Below are 20,597 nucleotides of genomic sequence, written 5' to 3'. Positions count from 1 at the left end.
TCCCAGCCCCTGTTAGCGCCGCATAAATGGGCAAGGCTTAAACCCTGCCCCGCTCAAAAAATCGTTAGGGCTAAAATACTTACCGCGCATTACAAATTTGCACTAGCCTATGTGTAAGTTCAGGTAAAGATCCTCGAAACAACCGCCTCCCCCCTCGCTTCGCCATCAAAAATAACGTGATGAATGTTAAAATTTGTCACGTTTGAGCGTATTCAATTCGATTAGTATCTAAATGCTAGCAGCGATTGAACTGATGGCCTTGCATGCCAGAAAAGGGAGTAGGTGATGCATTTTTCCAATGTCCTCGCTATTGCACGGACTCCATCGAAATCGGAGGACTTTCGGGCGCTGATAGTTCGTACTGTACCGAATGATTTAAAAATCGATACACGATGCTACGGGCAACTAACCGAGTCCTTGGAAAGTCATAAGCATTACCGCGCCATTATTATAGAAATTGATACACCCTCTGCCAGCAATCAGACCCTGGACATTATCAGAAAGACCCGCAGCGATAATCCGGGCTGCACGATATTCGTTGTCGTGACCTTTGCCTCCACACTGAGCAAGACAAAATATTATCTGGCCGGTGCTGACTATTGCATCAAAGCGCTGGAAACCTCTGCCGAAAAAGAACTAAGCCTGTTTGATGCTTTTTTGAGTGAAAGCGCTCGACTGAAACGTTGTGGCCTGGTGCTGGATCAGGATCGCATGTGCATCTATGGCGACGGTAAAAAGCTGGAAATATCCTTCGTCGAAATGAAAGTTCTCGAAGCCCTTATTCAGAACAGACTGCTGAGTCACAATGAAATTGCGGCGGTCATGGGGCTTAACACCAAGTACTACGACTCCAGGGCATTGGAAAAGTCTATCAGTCGACTGCGCAGTAAGATCAAGGCGCACTACGGCGACAATATCATCCAGAACATCCGCGGCTACGGCTACAAACTCAGCAGCGGTCTTATTTGCGCCAGCCATTTCCAACGTTCCAGGGAGCGGTCGGACCGTGAATAACGAGCAACTATCACCCGCATACACGGTGGACTTCACACTGGCCCGGCAGGCCATCGTCGAGCGTACGCATGCTCTATGGGGCAGCGAAATCAGCGTAGTGGGCAGCGGCCACCGCGAGCAACTCGAGGTTGCTTACCGTGAGGCGCTGCAACGCAGCCACCCACGCCACAAAGCCCTCCAGCAGGTGGGCCACCGGCTTGTGAATATAGATCAGGCCGCCTTGATGAACGAGCCTCTGGTCAAGGACATCATTGCAGCCGCCCACGTCCTGAAAACCCACGGCCAGACCTTGACAGTCAGCCTCCACAACCCGCTGGGCGCACTCCCGGATCCTGCAGAACGCCGGGGCATGGTGCGCCAACTGTATAAGCTCAAAGACCAGGGTTGTATCAAGCTGGCCTACAGTGGCTACACACTCGATACAACACGCGGCGACCTGTTGATCGAGCTGGACCTCTACGACTACATAAAAATGCCTTTCCCCGACTCCGCCCTCCGGCTGAGCCTGAACACGCGGTCGGGCCTGTTCGATCGGCTCTACGACCACATGCTTGAGCTGATCAATGCCACGGGGGTGCGTTTCATTGCCGACCATGTCGAGTTTTGCGACAGCGCAATGTTGGCTAAAAACCTGCCATTCAAATACTTTCAGGGCGGGTATTACGCCCCAGCTGATCGCTTATAAAAACCTGCCTCTCACTGATCTCGGTGGACACTATGAGCTCCCTCAAGAAATACGCCTTCACTCCGACACTCCCGGCTATCGCACTGCAGGACTTCACCCCCAGTGCAGAAACGTTCCACTACGATTTGAACGCGCTGGCGACGCACTCCATCACCTTGCTCTCACACCCTTTTAACGCCGCGCGGCAAGAAGCAAGAATGCCTACGCCCAAGACTCCCGACGACCTGGGGGATCCCCACTCTCGTTCCATGGACATCGGCCTGGAAAGAACTCAACTGTATCCCCAGGATTTCTGGTTACTTACCCAGCATGACCGAACGCTGGTCAAAGGCGGCCTGCGCATTTCGCTGACCGCCATTGAGTCGGCCTTGATTAAAAAGATGCTGAACCACGAAGACCGTGTGGTCAGCAAAGAAGAACTGATCCGTAATATCGGGCGCGAGCCGGAATACTATCGCGGCTTGGAGATGTGCTTGAGTCGCCTGCAGGAAAAGTTCAAGCGGGCCAACGAAGGCGAACGTTTATTTCGCGCCGTCAGAAATCGCGGTTATTGCCTGACACAGAAAATCAAGAAGCCATTAGAGCCGACCCAGACGCGCCGCTAAAATAATAAATACATCAGACCTTATCACGCACCCTGCCTACTACCACCCTCTTCTACCTGCCTTTTTATAACATCAGCGCCATAACAACATCCTTGCGACCTTGTTATAAGTCGTCAGCCACTGCCCCCCGCCGTTCATTACTATCCAAGGGTACGCGCGTGCGCGTGCCCGCCTGTTGATTAAACCCTGCCACCACGTGCGTGGTCACCACCGGGAGCAGAACTATGTTGAACAATACTAGAATGCATCGCAACCTGACCCCCAAGGGTTTAACGTTTTGGGGCCAGTGGACATTGGCATCGGGATTGGTGGTTACAGCGTTATTCATGTTGGTCTTTTTAAAGACCGGCCAACTTGAATACAACTACCGAGCGCTGGCCGCATTTACCATATTGGCATCCCTTCCGGCGTATAGCCTGTGTGACGTCTATAGTAAAAAAGATGACTACCGCGTGGGCCTGGGACGACTGTTCATGGGCTGGCTGCTGACCGTCGCAATAGTGTTTATCGTGGGCATGGCGTGCAATGCAAGTTCATTATTTCCTTGGGAAACCTTATTACTCTGGGCGGCAATCAGTTATCCGTTACTGGCCCTGTGCTATATCCCTTTACATAGCCTGTCCCGGTATTACCACCGCCAACTTCACGAGCGCCAAAAGTCATTGATCGTGGGTACCGGCAAGCTTGCCGTGGACCTGGCCAGAACCCTCTCCCGTCAAAAGCGTTCACCCCTGGTGGGGCTCGTCGGCAACCCTGCCGGCGCCGCAGAGGGTGCGCAAGCGCAGATCCTGGGCGAGCTGCCGCAACTGCCCCAATTGATCCGGCAACACGGCATCCGTCGGCTCTACATCACCCATTCATTGCAGGACGCCACCCACATTGAGGCGTTGTACCTCAACCTGCTGGAGATCAGCGTGGATGTGATCTGGGTGCCCGACCTCAATAACATGCTGCTGCTCAACCATTGCGTGGCCGAAGTGGATGGGCTGCCGGCGATCTACCTCAACGAAAGCCCGCTGACCAGCCGCCCCACCGCGGCGCTGAGCAAGTCGCTGCTGGACAAGAGCCTGGCTGCTCTGGCGATCATCGTGCTGAGCCCGTTGCTGCTGCTGGTCGCCCTGCTGATCAAGCTCACCTCCCCCGGCCCGGTGATCTTCAAGCAGGACCGCCACGGCTGGAATGGCGAGGTGATCAAGGTGTGGAAATTCCGCTCCATGCGTGTGCATGACGACCATGAGGTACGCCAGGCCAGTCGCAACGATTCGCGCATTACGCCGGTGGGCCGGTTTATCCGGCGCACCTCCATCGACGAATTGCCGCAGCTGTTCAACGTGCTGCAAGGCCACATGGCACTGGTCGGCCCACGCCCCCATGCGATTGCACACAACGACTACTACTCGGGGAAAATCCGCGCCTACATGGCCCGCCACCGGATCAAACCCGGCATCACCGGCCTGGCACAGGTCAATGGCTGCCGGGGCGAGACCGAGACCCTGGAGAAGATGCAACAGCGCGTCGACATCGACCTGCGCTACATCAATACCTGGTCGCTGTGGCTGGACATCAAGATCCTGCTGAAGACGCCGTTTACGCTGCTGTCCAAGGACATCTACTGATAGCCGGCAATCAATACAGTTCAAATGTGGGAGGGGCTGCGCGGCAGCCCCAAAACCAGGCCCAGAGGAGTGCCTGATACACCGCATTCGTCTTCATCAGGGGCGCTTCGCCCCCCTACGCGGGACAAGCCCGCTCACCACAAAGGTCCCAGTTTGCTGCGCGACAACGCTAGGTCTATTCAGTGATCTTGTCGATGTTCTTGTAGAACAGCTCACTGTCGCGCCCATCGGTCATCGAATGTAGTGAGTAGGCGCGGTTCAAGCGAGCGCCGCCATCGCGGGTCAGCGGCGCCCATACCAGGTTGGCGCGCCGCATCGTCGACAGGCTCATCAACTCATCGAACGGAATGGACAGGTACAGGCCTTTGTCGAAGCTGCCTTCGCCGTACTCTGCGCTGGATGCAGTGGTGCGGGTGATCCACGCGCCAATCCGCACACCATTGTTGAATTCCCGCGACAGGTCCAGGGTCGCGCCCCAGTCCCTGGCCAGGTAGCGCCCCACACTCAAGGCGCCCTGAATGTTGAACGGCAGATCGGTGTAACCGGTGATATGCCCGGTGACTGTGCGGTAATCGCGCAAGCTGAAATCCTGCTCGAAACCGCGCTGGCGCACGTAGTTCAGGTCGGCCCCCAACGCCCAGCGCTGGCCCATCGGGCGGTACAGCACTTCACTGCCGACGCCGGCGTACATCGACTCCAGCAAACCACCGTAGACCATGCCGTAGAGGTCCTGGTCCAACTGCTGCGCATGGTTGAGCTGGAAGGTCGGCAGGGTCACATCGGAGGAGGTCATGTACCGGCGCAGGTCGGTCCGCACCCGGGGCAAGCCACTGGGCGCATCGTAGGTAAACCCGTCGTAGTTGTTCAGCAGGTTGACGCTGAGCAGGCCGCTCCACCAGGTAGTGCGGGTGAAACGATACTCGCCGTCGAGGTCGGCGGACAGCTGGTAGAGCAAGCCATCCGGCCCGCCGACGTTCTGCTTGTAGCCCAGCCCCACACCATAGGTGAAGGGTTTGGGCGGCTGGGTGTACAGCACTGTCTGGCTGCGGTTGCTGGCGCGATTGACCTCGACCTGGCGATGCAGGTTCTGCAGGTCCTCGCGGTGGTTGACCACCTCGCGAAAGGTCTCGCGCGGCACGCTGGTTTCTTCGATCGGCAGCGCATAACGCTCGCTCACCAGGGTGAACCAATCGATCTGGTCATTCACACTGCCATCCAGAATCCGACTGGCGCGGCCCACCGCCTTGGCGCTGTAGAAATAGCGCTGCTGTTCGCCGTACACCAACAACTCCGGCCCGCGCTGGGTAATGCGCTGCACGTTGTAGCCGGCATTGTCATGCAGGCGCTGGGAGACGGCGGCCCAATCCACCTGGTCCATCGGCGTGGTCGGGGCCCTGGCAGGCAACTTGGGGGCCGGCGGGTCGTAGGTTTTTACCGGGGCCTTGCGGCTGACGAAATTGGTGTGCAGGGTGATGCCGAACATGGCGGTGTTGCCACGTTCCCAGGCGGCACTCACATCGATGGAGTCGGCCAGCTTGTAGACCAGGCCGAGGTTGATGGGCGAGTCCTGGCGCTGGTTGTTGTCGCGGGGTTCGTTCTGATAGTCGTTGCCCTCGTATTCCAGCTTGAGGCTCAGCGGTGCCCAGGGTGTCTGATAGGCAATCCCGCCGAACAACGCGGGCCGGCCGCGAAAGTAGCCGTTGGAAAAACTGCCGGAGCCTTCGGCGGCGGGCCGCTGGTTGAAACGATCATCCAAGGCGCCCAACGGGTTGCCGAAATCACCGCGACTGCCCAGGTACCCCCAGGCGATGCCGGCACTGAAATCCACGTCACCGTAGCGCTTGTTGGCCACCAGGTACTCGCTGGAAAACAACCCGGTGCCACCCAGGTCCATGAACCCCAGCGCCACCTCGGGCAGCCAGTGGCTTTCCTGATACAGGCGCACTTTGGCGTCGACCGCCTTGTCCTTATAGCTCTGGCCGCCGCTGAAGGACTCGGCGCCATAGGGGCGGTTGGTGATCGCGGTGTAGCGAAAGGTGCCCTCCAGCCAGTCCAGGGGTTGCGCCGAAAAACTGTAGCGGCTGTAGGGTTCGGTGCGGTTGGCATTCACGCTGAGTTCGCCGGCGGGCGCCATGCGGGCGGTGGGGGTTTGCAGCAGCCCGACGCCGCCGAAATCGCTTTGGGTGTAACGGGGATCGCCATGGGCGACGCCACAGGGCACCAGCAGCACGGCTGCAATACATAATTTCAAGGCGTGACCTCGGCCAGGGGTTGGGTGGCAAGAAACTCGGCCAGTTGCTGATTGAGTTCGGGGGTGAGCGGGTCCAGGTCGTCGCTGCGGATCGGTACCAGCAACGTGCTGCCCGGCGCGGGAGGCGTGCCCTCCTCGCGATTCCATGCCGCGATACCCAGGCGCGTGACATGGCCGTCGGGCTGGATCAGCCACAGGTAATCGCGGTCCGCTTCCGCCAGGGCCGGACAGGCGTGGAGGTAATCGAGGGGCCGCTGCATCGGCTGGAATGCCAACGTGCAGGCCGCGGCGACGGCCCCCACCACGCGCACGCTGTCCGGCCTCGGCGGATAGACCAGGCGGTCGCCCTCACTGACCAGCGGGTTCGGCGCAAAGCCGACTTCCACCGCCACCGGATCCAGCATCGCCCGTTGGCGGCCGGTCACCGGCAAGGCCTGCACCTGTTGATAGAGCCGAGCCGCCGCATGCGCGCGACCTTCGCGACCGGCCGCCAACGCCGCACGCTGCAGGGTTTGCAGGTCAAACAGCACACCGGCCTTGAGCCGTGCCTGCTGTGCCAGCAAGGGTTGGCGCAGCCAGGCCGCACCGAGCCAATAGCCCTGGGCATCCGGTTGCGACGCGGTGATCACATCCAGCAAGCGCGCCTCGGGCGCCAAGGGGATCGGCCCCGGATTGCGCACCTCGCCACTGACGGTCATCGCCGCCAGGGACACACTGGCGCCACTGCACAACAGCACCAGCGCGGCCAATTTTCGCAGCATCATGGGGCATCCTTGCGGGTCGGTTGCAGTTGGGTAATGGTGAGCGTCAGGTCGGGCGTCAGGTGCTGCTCGCTCTGCACGATAAAACCGTCGCCGGGGTCGACCCAGTAACGGTTACGCGCGTGAAAGCCGGGGGCCTCGATGTCTTCATCCACCCGCAGCAAGGCATAGGATTTGTCGAGAATCTCGACGCTCTCCAGCCCCTGGCGCGTCATGCGGCTGTTGACCGTAACGCCCAGGCGATAGCCGTCGACCACGTCAATCTGGCGCGTGCTGCGATAGCCGTCCGGGACACGATGCAACCCTTGCTGGAACGGTGACCGGCCTTGCCAGCGCGTGCCATCCAGGTCAGTGCCCAGGCCCACCGTGCGCACCACCAGACCGTCGCGCAGCAGCAGCACCTGTTTGCCGGACGCCACCCAGAACTGCAGGTCGTCACGCTGGCGGATCAACGCCATTACCCCTGCGCCGGACACCGTGGTGACCTTGATCTGGGGGAACGGCACCGCATCCACCTGGGCCTGGCTCAACACCAGCGGCGGCGGGCCGCCGACGGCAGCCTTGAAGGTATCCAGCGAGGCCTGCATCAGCGGATTGCAGCCAGCCAACAGCCACGCCAACCCCGCGTACGTACCGATTTTCAGACTATTCACGCAGGTACCACCCTATCGGCTGCTGGCTTCGCTCAGGTTGTTCTGGGTGGATGCACCAATGCCGATGATCGACGCGGACGGCACCAGTTGGCTGATAAAGCGGTTCCAGCGCGTGATATTCGCCGGGCCGACAAACACCACGTCCTGGGGCTGCACATCAAAACGCGTGGCCAGGGCCATGGCCGAGGGGGAGCTGGCTTGCAGCTGGAACACCTTGGCCGGTTCCACATCAATGTTCTGCGCGCCGCGAATCACGTAGATGGCATCGGCGTTGGAGGTGTTCTGGTTGACCCCGCCCACTGAACCCAGCACGTCGGAGAGGTTCATGCTGCGGGTCTTGAAACTCAGCGCACGGGGTTGCATCACCTCGCCCATCACGTAGATGCGCTTGCGGTCGTTGTAGGCCAGGTACAGCTGGTCGCCGTCCTTGAGGTAGATGTCATTCAGGCGCGACTGCTCAAGGTTGAGCGTGTCGAGGTCCAGGGTGTAGCGCTTGCCGCCACGGGTGAGGGTGAGGTTCGACAGGTCGGCGTTGATCGGGTCGATCCCGGCGGCGCCAAGGGCCTCGCTGACGTTCATGGCAATGGTGGTGAGGGGCACCGGCCCGGCCTTGATCACCGCGCCGCTGATCACCACTTTCTGGCTGGCAAAACGTAACACGCTGACATCCACCTGGGGGCTGTCGATGTACTGGCGCAGCTTGTCGGTGATCTCGCTGCGCAGCGCTTCAATGCTGCGACCCTTGGCAACCACCTCGCCGACGTAGGGGTAAAACAGGTTGCCCTCGGGGCTGACCAAGCGACCGTTGGCATCGATCTGCTGCTGCGGGCCGGATGGCGCGGTAAGTTCAGGGTGATCCCACACCGTGATATACAGCGCGTCATTGGCGCCGATCAAATACGGCCCGGGTTTATAACTCAAGAGTTCTGCAGGAATGGAATAAGGCACATGACTTGCCGCGTCCATGGCCAATAACTTTGGGGTAATCGGAATTAAATCCACGCGACTGTTTTCAGGCCCGCCCTCTTCGGTCAGGGCGGCCGTGTCCATAGATTGACCCGGGGCAAACATGCAGCCTTGCAATAATGCAGCGGCCACGGCTGCAATAGAAAAAATACGCATCATAGTGCTAGGACACTCGCGATAGACGACAAGAAAAAAAGACCACTTGGGCGGGGATTCCAAGCGGTCTTAAAAGCGGAGGGTGTACGACTAGTTGCTGGTACCCGTAGTGCCGGTGGTGCCGGTAGTACCCGTGGTGGTGCCGCCATTGGAGCTGCCGCCGCTGTTGGAAACAGCGGCAACACCGGCAACCAGGGCAGCGCCGACCAACAACGATTGCCCCACCGTAACGGTTCCGGCCACTGTGGTATCAAGCCCCAACGGTAACTCGTCGGCCATCGCCGAAGTACTCAAGACACCGAGTACCAGAATAGCCAGTGATTTTCTCATTTCAGACTCCTTATCATCAGTGAGCAGGCAAACCGATAGTGCCATTCAACTAAACAGCACACCAGACGGATAATATTCAGCCGACTTAGTTGAAAATAACGTTTTCCCGGCAAGCCCCGGCCTTCAATGCGTTGCGCCCGGCAAAGTTATTAAAAACGTTATTAATTGTCGGAAAACCTCAGGCCCTGCCGTACTTGTCTTCGAAGCGCACAATATCGTCTTCGCCCAGATAAGAGCCCGACTGCACTTCGATCAACTCCAGCGGGATCACCCCCGGGTTTTCCAGGGCGTGCACCTGGCCGATGGGGATATAGGTCGACTGGTTTTCCGACACCAGGTAAGTCTGTTCGCCATTGGTCACCCGCGCCGTACCGCTGACCACGATCCAGTGCTCGGCGCGATGGTGGTGCATCTGCACCGACAACTTGGCCCCCGGCTTCACCGTGATGCGTTTGACCTGATAGCGCTGGCCGTTGTCCACCGAGTCGTACATGCCCCATGGCCGGTACACCTCGCGGTGGTTGAGATGCTCATGGCGCCCGGCCTGCTTGAGCAGGTCGACGATGCCCTTGACCTGCTGCACCTGGTCCTTGTGGGCCACCAGCACTGCGTCCTTGGTCTCGACAATGATCAGGTCCTGCACCCCCACCGTGGCCACCAGCCGACTGTCGGCGTGGACGTAGGTGTCACGGGTGTCCAGGCTCAGCCCGTCGCCGCGTATCACATTGCCGCTGGCATCCTTTTCGCTGGCCTCCCACAACGCCGACCACGAGCCGATATCACTCCAGCCGGCCTGCAACGGCACCATCACCGCGTCATGGGTGTTTTCCATTACCGCGTAATCGATGGAATCGTCCGGGCACGCGGCAAAAGTCGCGGCATGCACGCGGGTGAAGGGTTGATCCTGGCTGCCGCCTTCCAGCGCCACGCGACAGGCCTCGAGGATCGCCGGTTGGAAGCGCTCCAGTTCCTCCAGGTAACGACTGGCGCGGAACATGAACATGCCGCTGTTCCAGTAATACCCGCCGCTGGCCAGGTACGCCGCAGCGGTGGCGGCGTCCGGCTTCTCCACAAAGCGCTTGACCCGATAACCGCCCTCGCCCGCCGCCGCGCCTTGTTCGATATAGCCGTAGCCGGTATGGGCGCAAGTGGGCGTGATCCCGAAGGTCACCAACTTGCCGTCACGGGCCAGCGGCAGCGCCACTTCCAGGCTGGCATGAAACGCCGGGACGTCTTCGATCAAATGGTCTGCCGCCAGCACCAGCAGGATCGGGTCCTGTGCCTCGGCCAGCGCCTTGCACGCCGCCAGCGCGATGGCCGGCGCCGTGTTGCGCCCCACCGGCTCCAACAGGATGCTGGCCTGCTCCATGCCCAACTGGCGCAATTGCTCGGCCACCAGGAAGCGATGCTGCTCATTGCAGATCAACTGCGGCAGCGCGACGTTGGCGCCTTCCAGCCGCGTGATGGTCTGCTGCAGCATCGACAGGTGCGCGTCGGTCAGGCGCAGGAACTGCTTGGGGTTCAGTTGCCGCGAAAGCGGCCACAGGCGCGACCCCGAACCGCCTGCCATGATCACCGGTAACAACATGAGAGCGTCCTCGGGAGAGAGAGTCAGAAATAGGCGCGAGTGTGTTCGTGCACCCGCGGGCTGATGCGCAGTTCATCTGCGGACCACCAGCGGTAATGCTGGTGTTGCTCCGTGGGCGGTTGCAGGGTCTGGCCTTCGCCCAGGTCCAGGCAATAGCCGAGCACCACGTAATGGGTGTTCGGCCCGGCCCCGGCGTTGGCGAACACGCTGTCGTCGTAGAAGTGCTCGTACACCCCCAGCAGTCGCGCCTCGGCGCGCTCGAACGGGTGTCCCAGTTCGTCGCGGGTGATGCGCCGGAAAGCGTTGTCGAGGTGTTCGTTTTTCTGGATACGCCCGCCGGGCACGAACCAGAATCCATAGGCCGGCCGATTGACGCGCAGGCCCAACAGGACCTCGCCACGGGCGTTTCTCACCACCAGGTCGATCGCCACCAGCGGCGTCGATGCCACGACCGTATTAAAGGTCAGTAAATCAAGCCACATACCCATCAGACCTGTGCCATAAAGCGTTGCAGAATACGTTCCTTGTCGAGGAACTCCTTGGCGTAGTTCAGCGCCACCTCGTTGCGCGCGGGCAATGCCAGTGCCCGCTCGATCCCGATGTTCAGCGCCGCGACAGACTCCGGTTCAGCCAGCACCGCAATGCCCGGGTGTTCCTCGCACAGGCGGCCGAGGGTGGTGCCGGGGTCGGCGGTGATGATGGCGTGGCCGCCCACCGCGAGGATATTGGTCAGCTTGGAAGGCAGCACCGCGTCCGCTACCCCGCGCTTCTGGATCACCAGGTGCACGTCGGCCGAGGCCAGCAGCACCGGCAAATCCTCGTAGGGCTGCAACGGCGCAAACAGCACGTTGCGCAGGCCATCGCGCTGTACACGCTCGAGCAAACGGATCTTGCCGGTGCCCTGGCCGACGATCAGGAACACCAGCTCCGGGCGATCGGCATAGGCCTGGGCGGCGTCGAGGATCAGCTCCAGGCCCTGCTTCTCGCCGATATTGCCGGCGTACAACAACACCCTTTGGCCCGGCGCCACACCCAGGCGCTGCAGCAGCCCGGGGCTGCGGGGCACCTGGCGAAAGCGGGCGGTTTCCGACCAATTGGGAAAGAACAGCAGGCGCTTGCCGTTCACGCCTTTGCCCCGGGCCTTGTCGAGCATGCCGCTGGAAATCGTCGAGACCCGGTCAAAGCGCCGCAACAGCCAGCGTTCAAGCCCAAACGCCAGGCGCCGCACAAGGGAGCCGCCACCGATGCCGAGGCCGAACATCGCGTCCACTTCGTAGTCCTGGATATGCAGCACCGAGCGCGCGCCACTGAGCCTGGCCAACAACAGTGCCTGGGGCGCACAAAACAGCGTGGGCACCACCAGGATCACCAGGTCCGGTTTCCAGCGCCACTGCCCCATGACCGCCAAAAACGAACTGGCGGAAAAGCTCATCAGGTGCAACAGGCGCGTCAACGCCGTGGGCTGGCGTGGCACATACAGCGGGCAGCGAATCACCGTCACGCCGTCGTCCTGCTCGGTGCGAAAGCGCCACGGCGAATAGCCCTCGCCCACCTGCCACTGCGGGTAATACGGCGGCGCTGTCACCACTCGCACCTCATGGCCCTGGCCCGCCAGCCAGCGCGCCTGTTCACCGCTGTACTTGCCGATGCCGGTGAGCTCCGGGCTGTAGTTGATGCCGTACAGGAGGATCTTCATCAGTGGCCCCGAGGCTGTTCGAGGGCCGCGAGGTAGGCGTTGTAGGCGTCGCGCAGGCCCTCTTCCAGCGGCACATAGGCTTCCCAGCCGAGGGCGTTGATCCGGCTCACATCCAGCAGCTTGCGCGGTGCGCCGTCGGGCTTGCTGGCGTCAAAGCGCAACTGCCCCTTGAAGCCGGTGACCCGCACCAGCGCCTGGGCCAGTTCGGCGATGGTGCAATCCACCCCGGTACCGACGTTCAAATGCGAACGCATCGGCTGGGTCTGCTCGCGGTAGCGTTCCTGGCTGAGCTCCATCACATGCACGCTGGCCGCCGCCATGTCATCCACATGCAGGAACTCGCGCCGTGGCTTGCCACTGCCCCAGATCACCACTTCCTCATCGCCGCGCTGGGTCGCCTCGTGGAAGCGCCGCAGCAAGGCGGCGATCACATGGCTGTTCTGCGGGTGGTAGTTGTCGCCCGGCCCGTACAGGTTGGTGGGCATCACGCTGCGGTAATCGCGGCCATGCTGGCGGTTGTAGCTTTCGCACAGCTTGATCCCGGCGATCTTGGCCACCGCGTAGGGTTCGTTGGTGGGCTCCAGCGCGCCGTCGAGCAACACCGCTTCGATCATCGGTTGCGGGGCATGCACCGGGTAGATGCAGGACGAGCCCAGGAACAACAGCTTCTCCACGCCATGGCTGTGGGCGGCGTGGATCACGTTGGCCTGGATCATCAGGTTCTGGTAGATGAAATCGGCCGGGTACGTTGCGTTGGCGTGAATCCCGCCGACCTTGGCGGCCGCCAGGTACACCTGGTCCACTCGGTGCCGGGCGAAGTACGCCTGCACTGCCGCCGGGTCGAGCAGGTCCAGTTCGTCACGACCGGCGGTAAGCAACTGTGTGTAGCCCAAGGCCCACAGGCGCCGCACGATGGCCGAGCCGACCATGCCGCGATGACCGGCCACGAAGATCCGCGCATCAAAGTCACGTGCCATGCTCAGTTCTCCACGGCAATCGGTGCGTCATGCCCGTGCAGGCGCAATAAGGCGTGGCGCTGGGCGACCTTGAGGTCTTCGCGGACCATCTCCGCGCACATTTCCTGGGCGCTGATTTCCGGCACCCAGCCGAGCAGGCGCTTGGCCTTGGACGGGTCGCCCAACAGCGTCTCGACTTCCGCCGGGCGGAAGTAACGCGGGTCGACGCGCACAATCACATCGCCCACCAGGATGCCCGGCGCCAGGTCGCCGTCGATCCGCTCGACCACCGCCACCTCTTCCACGCCCTCGCCGACAAAGCGCAGATGCAGCCCCAGTTCCGCCGCCGACCAGCGAATAAAGTCGCGCACCGAATACTGCACACCGGTGGCGATGACAAAGTCCTCGGGGTGTTCCTGTTGCAGCATCATCCACTGCATGCGCACGTAGTCCTTGGCGTGGCCCCAGTCGCGCAGTGCATCCATGTTGCCCATGTACAGGCACTGTTCCAGGCCCAGGGCGATGTTGCTCAGGGCGCGGGTGATCTTGCGGGTCACGAAGGTTTCACCGCGACGCGGCGACTCGTGGTTGAACAGGATGCCGTTGCACGCATACAGCCCATAGGCTTCGCGGAAGTTCACGGTGATCCAGTAGGCGTACAGCTTGGCCACCGCATAGGGCGAACGCGGGTAGAACGGCGTGGTTTCCTTCTGCGGGGTTTCCTGCACCAGCCCGTACAGCTCGGAGGTCGAGGCCTGGTAGAAGCGGGTCTTCTTTTCCAGGCCCAGCAGGCGGATCGCCTCGAGGATGCGCAAGGTGCCGAGGGCATCCACATCGGCGGTGTATTCCGGCGAATCGAAGCTCACCGCCACATGGGATTGGGCGCCGAGGTTGTAGATTTCATCGGGCTGGATCTGCTGGATGATACGCGTCAGGTTCGACGAATCCGCCAGGTCGCCATAGTGCAGGATCAGGTTTTTACGCAGGGCCTGGGGGTCCTGGTAAATATGATCGATGCGCTGGGTATTGAACGACGAAGAACGGCGCTTGAGGCCGTGCACGGTATAGCCTTTTTCCAGCAGCAGCTCGGCCAGGTACGAGCCATCCTGACCGGTGATCCCGGTAATAAGCGCGACTTTATTCATGTCTGTCTCCCAATTGATAGGCGAGCGAAGGCCGACACCCAGACTTGGGTGTTTGTTAAAAACGCTCAGTTACTTCGGTGTGGGCAGGTTCAAGTTATGGCCGGTCAACTTTGAGAGTTCCCGGACAATGGCTTCCTTATCGTTTAAGTGCGCAATCGCGGTTTCCAGCTCGAGCACTTTGGCGCCCACCAGAAAGCGGTACCAATAGCCCTGGAGCAGGTGATAGACCAGGCCGCTGCGGCCATCGAGAAACCCCAGCTGGATGATGTAGCGCCACAGGAAATACGCGGTGGAACTGAGGGTGAACGGCACGCGGTTGTACACGCGGTTCTTGACCAGGCGCTTGGCCTTGGCCTGGAACGAACTCTGCCCGGCATGCAATTCATCGCGTATCGCAAACAGCCCCAGCCGCGCGTTAAGCACTTCAATCGCTTCGCGGGTGGCGTACTGGTTGTGCTTGTGGGTGAAGAAGGTCAAGTCATGCAGGTTATGGTCGGCAAACCCGCCGTCGAGGGTGATGGTGCGGCCCTCGGCGACCGAGATGTGCTCGTCCATCCAACGGTCCTCCATGCGCCCCTGGCCGGTGCGCCACAGCCGCAACATCTTCAACGGGTAGCGGCCGCCATGGCGCACCCAGCGCCCCATGAAGATATGCTTGCGCTTGAAGTTGATGCCGGTGATGTCGCGGGCCAGGGTCGGCAGCCGGGTATTGATCGCGGCGGCAAGGTCGGCCTCGATGATTTCGTCGGCGTCCAGGCGCATCGTCCAGTTGCCGGTAATCGGCAGGTGATCCAGCGCCCACTGGAACTGCTTGGCCTGGTTGACGAAGGCGTGCTGCACCACCAGCGCGCCATGGCGCCGGGCGATGTCGCAGGTGTCGTCGGTGGAAAACGAATCGACCACCAGCACTTCGTCGCTGAAGGTCCGTACCGACTCGATGGCCCGGGCGATATGCAGGCTTTCGTTGTAGGTGAGGATGATCACACTGATGGTTTCGCGCTTCATATCAGCCACCGTGCATCTGCAGGACTTCGGTGGTGAGCCGGCGCGGTGAACGCGCGGCCCGGAAGTGGCTTTCCAGGGGCAGCCCCACGGCGATCATCATGATCAACCGCTCGCTGGCCGGGATGGCGCCGATGCCACGGATCTTCTTTTCCACCGAATTGAGGATCGCCAGGTTCAGCGGGCACGCGCCCAGGCCATTGGCGTGGCAGGCCAGCAGCAGGCCCATGGAAAACAACGCACCGTCGACGTAAAGCTGGTTGCGCTGCCCGGCGCCGCCCCAGGCGGTGACTTCGGACGTGACCACAAACAGGTTGTCCACCGACTGCGCAAACCCGCGCGAGCCGCCTTGCAGCTCCAGCAGCTGCGCGATCACCGCGCGGTCCTGATACACATGCACCCGCGACGACTGCCGGTTGCATTGGGAGGGTGACGACTGCGCCAGCTCCACCAGGGACGTCAGCAGGCCACTGTCGATCTTGCCGGCCTGGAACATGCGGCAACTGGAGCGCGATTGCAGGAACGCCTTGGCATCCAGCCCGCCATTGCCCAGCCACGGCGCCGCACGCTTGATGCCGCCGCTGCCGGCGGTGCCGTCGCGCTTGAGGTGCTCCACATAGGCATCCAGGTAAAACACGAAGTCGTCGCTGATGCCGAGGGTGCGGTGCAGCTCGAGGTAACCCTGGAACGCGCCGAGGGCCATCTCCACCGGCAGCGCCGAATACGTGCGGTCGTATTCGTTGAGCATATGGATGATGCCGTTGATCTTGTCCTTGCCGAACAGCGGCTTGGGTTCCTTGAGGGACAGGCCCTTTTCCACGGTGTGGGTTTCGATGAGGATTTTGTAGAACAGCTTCTTGTTGCGGCTTTCCAACGGCGAGTAACCGTTGTGGCGAATAAACGTGAGCATGTCGCGAAAGAACTCGCTGACGAAATACATCAACTTCCATGCCTTATCCATCATGGGTTTCACCTGTTTCATAGTGCGATGTCTCTCGTTTTGAGGGGGCGGCACGGCGCACCGACGCAAATCATCCAGGCCGGCTGGCTGGCCGTGACCACCGAACGCGCGCCGACCACGCAGCCCTCCTCCAACACACAACCGGGGTGGATAAAGGCCTCGGCGGCGACCCACACGTGGTCCTTGATCACAATCTCGCGGGTCACCAAGGGCCGCAGCAGGCTGCGGGTGTCGTGGCTGCCGGTGCACAGGAAGCTGCGCTGGCTGATGGTGACTTTGGAGCCCAGGGTGATTTTGGCCATGGCGTACACATCGACCCCATCGCCGATGGCGGTGTAGTCGCCGATCTCCAGGTTCCACGGCGCCCAGATGCTGCACGTGGGCGCGATGCGGCAGCCCACGCCGACCTTGGCGCCAAAGCAGCGCAGCAACCAACGCCTCCAGTTGTGCAGCATCCAGCGCGGCGTGGGACGAAACAGCAGCTGGTAGACGATGCCCCACAACAGCCGGCGCGCCTTGTTGCTGCGCGGCAGGGTGTCGACGTACTTGAGTTGCGCGAAGTCGCTCATGACCGGATCGCCGCCAGTTGTTCCAACAGGTAGCGCTCGCCCACCTGTTGCAGGGCCTGGCGCCGGGCCCGCACCGCCACCCAGTCGATGGGCGCCGCGATCAAGGCGTGCACCTGGTCGGCATCGTCTGCCGGCAGGAAGCGTTGCGACAGCTCCAGCTTCTCCAGCAGGTTGCGCACACGGGCGTTCAGCGAGGCCTTATTGCCCGGCAACCCCACGGCGATAAACGGCTTCTCGAAAATGATCGCGAACACCGTGGCGTGGAAGGAGTTGGTCACCACGTAGGCGCTCTCCTTGAGCAACTTGAGCCAATCCTGCGGGCCCACCTGCACGGTCTCGCCGATCTGCCGCCAGCGCCGGTGCGCGTTGTACGGCGAGACAATCGGCCCGGCCACCTGCCGCGACAGCGCCTGGGCCACTTCGCGCACGCCCACGCCGGTGCGCAGCGCATAGCAGAACACGTGGCCGGTGCGGGTCTGGGTGGACGTGGCGAGCAGCGCCGAATAGTCGCGGTGCAGCAGCGTCGGATCCGGCACGCACTGGGCAGCCAGCCCCGAGACCTGTTGCACGATGCCCACCCCGCTCTCCTCGCGCACACTGATCGCCGACAGTTGCTTGAGCAGGCCCTCGGCTTCGGCGTGGTACTGCGGCTCCAGGTATTCCTTGCCGAAACTTGCGGCGTAGGAGATGCGCCGGATCGCCTTGTCGCAGTCGAAGGCCAGGAAGTACGCCGGGTCGAGGCCGGTCTGGCCCGAGGGGTTCCAGATCTGGTCGCTGCCGGCCACCAGCAACTGCTGGCCGGCCACCGCCTGGTGGAGCTGGTGGGCGTGGGCGTAGCGCGGCGCCTGGATATTCAGGAAGCGCATCTTGAACGCCTCGAACTGGCGCGACTGGGCATTCGGTCCCAGCACCCGGGTTTTCAACGCCAGGGTCTTGAGGTACAGGGCCTTGAGGTTGGCCTTGAGCTGGCGCGGGTTGAACAGCTGGCGGATCTCGCTGCCATCCTCCACGTAAGCCGGGTGGTAGTTGATCAGGCTTACCTGCAAGCCCTGTTGCTGCAACCAGCGCTGCAAGGCATAGGCTTGAAGCACCGCGCCGAAGTTTTCGCTGAAGTGGTACGTCAGTATCCCGGCCCTGATGGGGCTAGCAGGTGCGTTCATGATCCAGCCTGTTTCAGTAAGTAATTGGGGTAAACCGCCTGGCGTGCAGGCGCAGCCTTGTTGAGCAGGCCGATGAACATCGACCACACCAGCAGGTAGCTGCCATCGAAAGTGGTAAAGAACTGGTAGCTGGTCTTGAACGAGAAAATCAGCAGGATCGCCACCACGGCCAGGGATACCGGGCTGCGCGGCAAACCGCTGAACAGCAGGCAAAACAGCGCCACGCCGAGCACTCCCAGCTTCGCGGTCACGCCCCAGTAGCCGTTCTCGATATCGAACTTGGAGTTCTCGAACCAGCGCTCGTCATTGGTGGGCACGCCGGGGGTCAATTGCTTGGCCAGGCCATTGCCCAGGAACACCGTGGCCGGGTTGTCGAGAAACGATTCCTTGGCATGGGCGATCTCGAACGCACGGGTCACGTCCTCGCCCTTCTCCTCGAACAGGTACGTGGCAAAGCGCGACACCGCCAGGGGGCTGGCATAGAACGTCAGCGTGCCCAGCGCGCCGATGGCCACCACCAGCACCGCCAACGACTTGAGCTTGCGCTGGGTAATCGCCGACAACAGGATCATCACCGCCATCGCCGCGAGGATGGTCTTGGACCCGGCCGCCAGCAACGTGACCGCGAGGATCAGCATCAAGCCGACCCTGCGCTGGCAACAGGCATAGAAAAACAGCAGCACCGCCGAGCTGGTGGGGAACAACATGATCCGCCCGACTTCGTCGCTGGACTTGGACGCCGCGTTGGTGAGGTCGATGCCCACGCCATACAGGCTGACCTGCAGCAACTGGCCAAGGGCGAAGATGTAGATGATGCGTTCGAGGATGCGCCGGTAGTTGACGCTATGGGCCAGCGCGATTTTTTCCACGTTGGCCAACACATGGCTGTACCCGGCCAACAGCAGCACAAAATAGAAAAACGGAATGCCGGAACGCAGGAACTGGTACAGCGAGATATTCGCCCCACTGCTCACCAATACCTGCAACACACTGGACGCGACCACCAGCGCCAGCAATGGCAGCGCGCGGGTAAAGCCGCGCGCCGCGTACACCACGAACGGCAGCAACAGCAGCAGCGCCACCGGTTGCGAGAGGTTGTTGCTCAGCGCCAGGGGCAAGGCGAAGAACGTCAGCGGCAAGTAGAGGGTCAGGCGCGCCTGGGACAGCATCATGGGCCGACCTCCCCCACGCGAATCACCCGCAGGTACACCAACACCACCAGTTCCGGCAGCGACAGCAACAGCGACGCGCCCAGCAGCGGATCGATGCGCTCCTTGCATGCCAGCCACAGCAGCAAGGCCATCACGCTGCTTACGGCATAGATCACTGAGGTGAGGGTGTGGCGATTGGTGGAAATCAGCATCGCCGCGAGGATGAACCAGGCCACATTCAAAATCGTATGGGAGCCGATCAGCGCCAATGACAGGCGATCGACCTGCACCAGGCCATGGCTCCACAGTAGGATGACCTGCGGCCCGGCCCAGATCCCGGCGACATATACCAGCAGGCACAGGCCCAGTACCAGGGAGCTGGCGCGCTGGGTAAAGCGTCGTGCCTGTTCGAACTCGCCGCGCCCGGCCAGCCGTGAGATCTCCGGGGTCAGGGCGTTGCTGCAGGTGATGCCCAACTGGATGATCAGGCGCATCAGGGTGCGCGCCATGGTGTAACCCACCACCACCGCCGGGCCGGCGATCTGGTTGAGCACTTGCAGGCCGCCTTGCAGGGTGATCGCCTGCGCCAGCGGGATCGCCGCGCTGCCCAGCGCCGGTTTCCAGATACCACGGAACTCGGCCCAGGACGCCGACGCCAGCCCCAGCAGCGGCCAGGGTGAAATCCGCCGCACAAACAGGGTCACCAGCACCAGGAACAGCACCTGGCTGAAAAACATGCCCTGGGCCAATTGCAGTTCGGAGCCACCCAGCAGCAGTACGACGATGGACAGCACAATGTCCAGGGTCCTGCGGTTGGCCATGATGAAGACGCCGCCGACGGTTCTGTCGATGGTGCGAAACCAGGCGTCGATCGGCCCACCCAGCAAGCGCGTGCACAGGTAGCCGGACATGAACAGCACCACCAGGCCGGCCTGTTCGGGTGTCAGTGTCTTGAGCCCGAGCAATGACACCCAGTCGAGCCACTGGCCCAAGGTCAGGGCGAATACCAGTACCAGCGCGACCACCGCCAGGGTAAAGGCCAGCGCGGTCTGCACACTGCGCCGCGCCCCCGGCACATCGCCCTGGCTCGCACGCAGCGTGGCGCTGGTGGCCGACGCCTGGGCCACCCCCAGGTCCAGCAGGCTGAGCATCGACGGAATACCGGTGAGCACCAGCCAATCGGCATAGCGCCCGGTGCCCCAGGCGTGCAGGAAGAACGGCACCAGCACCAGTTGCGCCGCCAGCGTCACCAGTTGGGTGTAGCCGTAGCTCAACACGTTGAGGCGAAACCGTCGCGACAACGAGCGCGGCATTTCAAGCACTTTGCTCATG

The 20,597-nt window shown here is 61.7% G+C and carries 20 protein-coding genes; 4 read left to right on the top strand and 16 right to left on the bottom strand.

Features of this window, described 5'->3' with window-relative positions; translation table 11 throughout:
- Positions 1–285: 285 nt before the first annotated feature.
- The 4 genes from AC07OT_RS27320 to AC07OT_RS27305 all read left to right on the top strand — a co-directional run bounded on the left by AC07OT_RS27320 (position 286) and on the right by AC07OT_RS27305 (position 3,920).
- Positions 286–1,014, top strand: coding sequence for a winged helix-turn-helix domain-containing protein (locus AC07OT_RS27320; RefSeq protein WP_115488234.1), 729 nt, complete (start codon positions 286–288; stop codon positions 1,012–1,014).
- Positions 1,007–1,699, top strand: coding sequence for a YuxH family protein (locus tag AC07OT_RS27315; RefSeq protein ID WP_115488235.1), 693 nt, complete (start codon positions 1,007–1,009; stop codon positions 1,697–1,699). Before AC07OT_RS27320 ends, AC07OT_RS27315 begins: the two co-directional genes overlap by 8 nt.
- A gap of 32 nt (positions 1,700–1,731) precedes the next feature.
- On the top strand, positions 1,732–2,304 hold the full coding sequence (locus tag AC07OT_RS27310) for a winged helix-turn-helix domain-containing protein (RefSeq protein WP_495109533.1): 573 nt from the start codon (positions 1,732–1,734) through the stop codon (positions 2,302–2,304).
- A gap of 224 nt (positions 2,305–2,528) precedes the next feature.
- Positions 2,529–3,920: an undecaprenyl-phosphate glucose phosphotransferase gene (locus AC07OT_RS27305; protein ID WP_115488237.1), complete on the top strand. Its 1,392-nt coding sequence runs from the start codon at positions 2,529–2,531 to the stop codon at positions 3,918–3,920.
- A 175-nt stretch (positions 3,921–4,095) separates the two neighbouring features.
- On the opposite strand, the gene AC07OT_RS27300 is transcribed toward AC07OT_RS27305, so the two are convergent.
- From AC07OT_RS27300 to AC07OT_RS27225, 16 genes are all read right to left on the bottom strand, one after another.
- Entirely contained in the window at positions 4,096–6,171 is a 2,076-nt protein-coding gene (locus AC07OT_RS27300) for a YjbH domain-containing protein (protein ID WP_495109532.1), read from the bottom strand.
- Complete coding sequence (locus AC07OT_RS27295) at positions 6,168–6,935, bottom strand: capsule biosynthesis GfcC family protein (protein WP_495109531.1); 768 nt, start codon at positions 6,933–6,935, stop codon at positions 6,168–6,170. Before AC07OT_RS27295 ends, AC07OT_RS27300 begins: the two co-directional genes overlap by 4 nt.
- On the bottom strand, positions 6,932–7,585 hold the full coding sequence (locus tag AC07OT_RS27290) for a YjbF family lipoprotein (protein WP_495109530.1): 654 nt from the start codon (positions 7,583–7,585) through the stop codon (positions 6,932–6,934). Before AC07OT_RS27290 ends, AC07OT_RS27295 begins: the two co-directional genes overlap by 4 nt.
- 12 nt (positions 7,586–7,597) lie before the next feature.
- A complete protein-coding gene (locus AC07OT_RS27285; RefSeq protein ID WP_495109529.1) occupies positions 7,598–8,710 on the bottom strand; it encodes a polysaccharide biosynthesis/export family protein in 1,113 nt (370 codons plus the stop codon).
- Positions 8,711–8,797: 87 nt separating this feature from the next.
- A complete protein-coding gene (locus AC07OT_RS27280) occupies positions 8,798–9,037 on the bottom strand; it encodes a hypothetical protein (RefSeq protein WP_141155232.1) in 240 nt (79 codons plus the stop codon).
- A gap of 178 nt (positions 9,038–9,215) precedes the next feature.
- Positions 9,216–10,625, bottom strand: a complete 1,410-nt coding sequence (locus AC07OT_RS27275; protein ID WP_115488242.1) for a mannose-1-phosphate guanylyltransferase/mannose-6-phosphate isomerase — start codon at positions 10,623–10,625, stop codon at positions 9,216–9,218.
- Positions 10,626–10,648: 23 nt separating this feature from the next.
- Positions 10,649–11,107 carry a GDP-mannose mannosyl hydrolase gene (locus tag AC07OT_RS27270; RefSeq protein ID WP_495109528.1) on the bottom strand — a complete coding sequence of 153 codons (459 nt, stop codon included), beginning with the start codon at positions 11,105–11,107 and terminating at the stop codon, positions 10,649–10,651.
- Positions 11,108–11,112: 5 nt separating this feature from the next.
- Positions 11,113–12,321, bottom strand: coding sequence for a glycosyltransferase WbuB (locus AC07OT_RS27265; RefSeq protein ID WP_495109527.1), 1,209 nt, complete (start codon positions 12,319–12,321; stop codon positions 11,113–11,115).
- Positions 12,321–13,298: a GDP-L-fucose synthase gene (gene fcl / locus AC07OT_RS27260; protein WP_065925164.1), complete on the bottom strand. Its 978-nt coding sequence runs from the start codon at positions 13,296–13,298 to the stop codon at positions 12,321–12,323. Before fcl ends, AC07OT_RS27265 begins: the two co-directional genes overlap by 1 nt.
- 2 nt (positions 13,299–13,300) lie before the next feature.
- On the bottom strand, positions 13,301–14,422 hold the full coding sequence (gene gmd, locus AC07OT_RS27255) for a GDP-mannose 4,6-dehydratase (protein ID WP_027608681.1): 1,122 nt from the start codon (positions 14,420–14,422) through the stop codon (positions 13,301–13,303).
- Between the two features lie 69 nt (positions 14,423–14,491).
- Positions 14,492–15,427 carry a glycosyltransferase family 2 protein gene (locus AC07OT_RS27250; protein ID WP_495109526.1) on the bottom strand — a complete coding sequence of 312 codons (936 nt, stop codon included), beginning with the start codon at positions 15,425–15,427 and terminating at the stop codon, positions 14,492–14,494.
- A 1-nt stretch (position 15,428) separates the two neighbouring features.
- A complete protein-coding gene (locus tag AC07OT_RS27245) occupies positions 15,429–16,388 on the bottom strand; it encodes a nitroreductase family protein (protein WP_159440249.1) in 960 nt (319 codons plus the stop codon).
- Positions 16,389–16,402: 14 nt separating this feature from the next.
- On the bottom strand, positions 16,403–16,954 hold the full coding sequence (locus AC07OT_RS27240; protein WP_027608684.1) for an LbetaH domain-containing protein: 552 nt from the start codon (positions 16,952–16,954) through the stop codon (positions 16,403–16,405).
- A complete protein-coding gene (locus tag AC07OT_RS27235; protein ID WP_495109525.1) occupies positions 16,951–18,114 on the bottom strand; it encodes a polysaccharide pyruvyl transferase family protein in 1,164 nt (387 codons plus the stop codon). Before AC07OT_RS27235 ends, AC07OT_RS27240 begins: the two co-directional genes overlap by 4 nt.
- Complete coding sequence (locus AC07OT_RS27230) at positions 18,111–19,286, bottom strand: O-antigen ligase family protein (RefSeq protein WP_141155237.1); 1,176 nt, start codon at positions 19,284–19,286, stop codon at positions 18,111–18,113. Before AC07OT_RS27230 ends, AC07OT_RS27235 begins: the two co-directional genes overlap by 4 nt.
- The gene (locus tag AC07OT_RS27225; protein ID WP_115488245.1) at positions 19,283–20,596 is read right to left on the bottom strand and encodes a lipopolysaccharide biosynthesis protein; all 1,314 of its coding nucleotides are present in this window, start codon (positions 20,594–20,596) and stop codon (positions 19,283–19,285) included. Before AC07OT_RS27225 ends, AC07OT_RS27230 begins: the two co-directional genes overlap by 4 nt.
- Between the last annotated feature and the right edge of the window lies 1 nt (position 20,597).

It is taken from the genome of Pseudomonas sp. GW821-FHT09C10, assembly GCF_059418085.1.
The sequence above is the reverse complement of the archived record's forward strand: the minus strand, read 5'-3'. Positions and strand labels throughout refer to the sequence as shown.

Coding starts and splice junctions, on each gene's coding strand:
- AC07OT_RS27320 (WP_115488234.1), top strand. CDS start 286: ATGCATTTTTCCAATGTCCTCGCTATTGCACGGACTCCATCGAAATCG.
- AC07OT_RS27310 (WP_495109533.1), top strand. CDS start 1,732: ATGAGCTCCCTCAAGAAATACGCCTTCACTCCGACACTCCCGGCTATC.
- AC07OT_RS27305 (WP_115488237.1), top strand. CDS start 2,529: ATGTTGAACAATACTAGAATGCATCGCAACCTGACCCCCAAGGGTTTA.
- AC07OT_RS27295 (WP_495109531.1), bottom strand. CDS start 6,935: ATGATGCTGCGAAAATTGGCCGCGCTGGTGCTGTTGTGCAGTGGCGCC.
- AC07OT_RS27285 (WP_495109529.1), bottom strand. CDS start 8,710: ATGATGCGTATTTTTTCTATTGCAGCCGTGGCCGCTGCATTATTGCAA.
- AC07OT_RS27280 (WP_141155232.1), bottom strand. CDS start 9,037: ATGAGAAAATCACTGGCTATTCTGGTACTCGGTGTCTTGAGTACTTCG.
- AC07OT_RS27275 (WP_115488242.1), bottom strand. CDS start 10,625: ATGTTGTTACCGGTGATCATGGCAGGCGGTTCGGGGTCGCGCCTGTGG.
- AC07OT_RS27270 (WP_495109528.1), bottom strand. CDS start 11,107: ATGTGGCTTGATTTACTGACCTTTAATACGGTCGTGGCATCGACGCCG.
- AC07OT_RS27265 (WP_495109527.1), bottom strand. CDS start 12,321: ATGAAGATCCTCCTGTACGGCATCAACTACAGCCCGGAGCTCACCGGC.
- fcl (WP_065925164.1), bottom strand. CDS start 13,298: ATGGCACGTGACTTTGATGCGCGGATCTTCGTGGCCGGTCATCGCGGC.
- gmd (WP_027608681.1), bottom strand. CDS start 14,422: ATGAATAAAGTCGCGCTTATTACCGGGATCACCGGTCAGGATGGCTCG.
- AC07OT_RS27250 (WP_495109526.1), bottom strand. CDS start 15,427: ATGAAGCGCGAAACCATCAGTGTGATCATCCTCACCTACAACGAAAGC.
- AC07OT_RS27245 (WP_159440249.1), bottom strand. CDS start 16,388: ATGATGGATAAGGCATGGAAGTTGATGTATTTCGTCAGCGAGTTCTTT.
- AC07OT_RS27240 (WP_027608684.1), bottom strand. CDS start 16,954: ATGAGCGACTTCGCGCAACTCAAGTACGTCGACACCCTGCCGCGCAGC.
- AC07OT_RS27235 (WP_495109525.1), bottom strand. CDS start 18,114: ATGAACGCACCTGCTAGCCCCATCAGGGCCGGGATACTGACGTACCAC.
- AC07OT_RS27230 (WP_141155237.1), bottom strand. CDS start 19,286: ATGATGCTGTCCCAGGCGCGCCTGACCCTCTACTTGCCGCTGACGTTC.
- AC07OT_RS27225 (WP_115488245.1), bottom strand. CDS start 20,596: ATGAGCAAAGTGCTTGAAATGCCGCGCTCGTTGTCGCGACGGTTTCGC.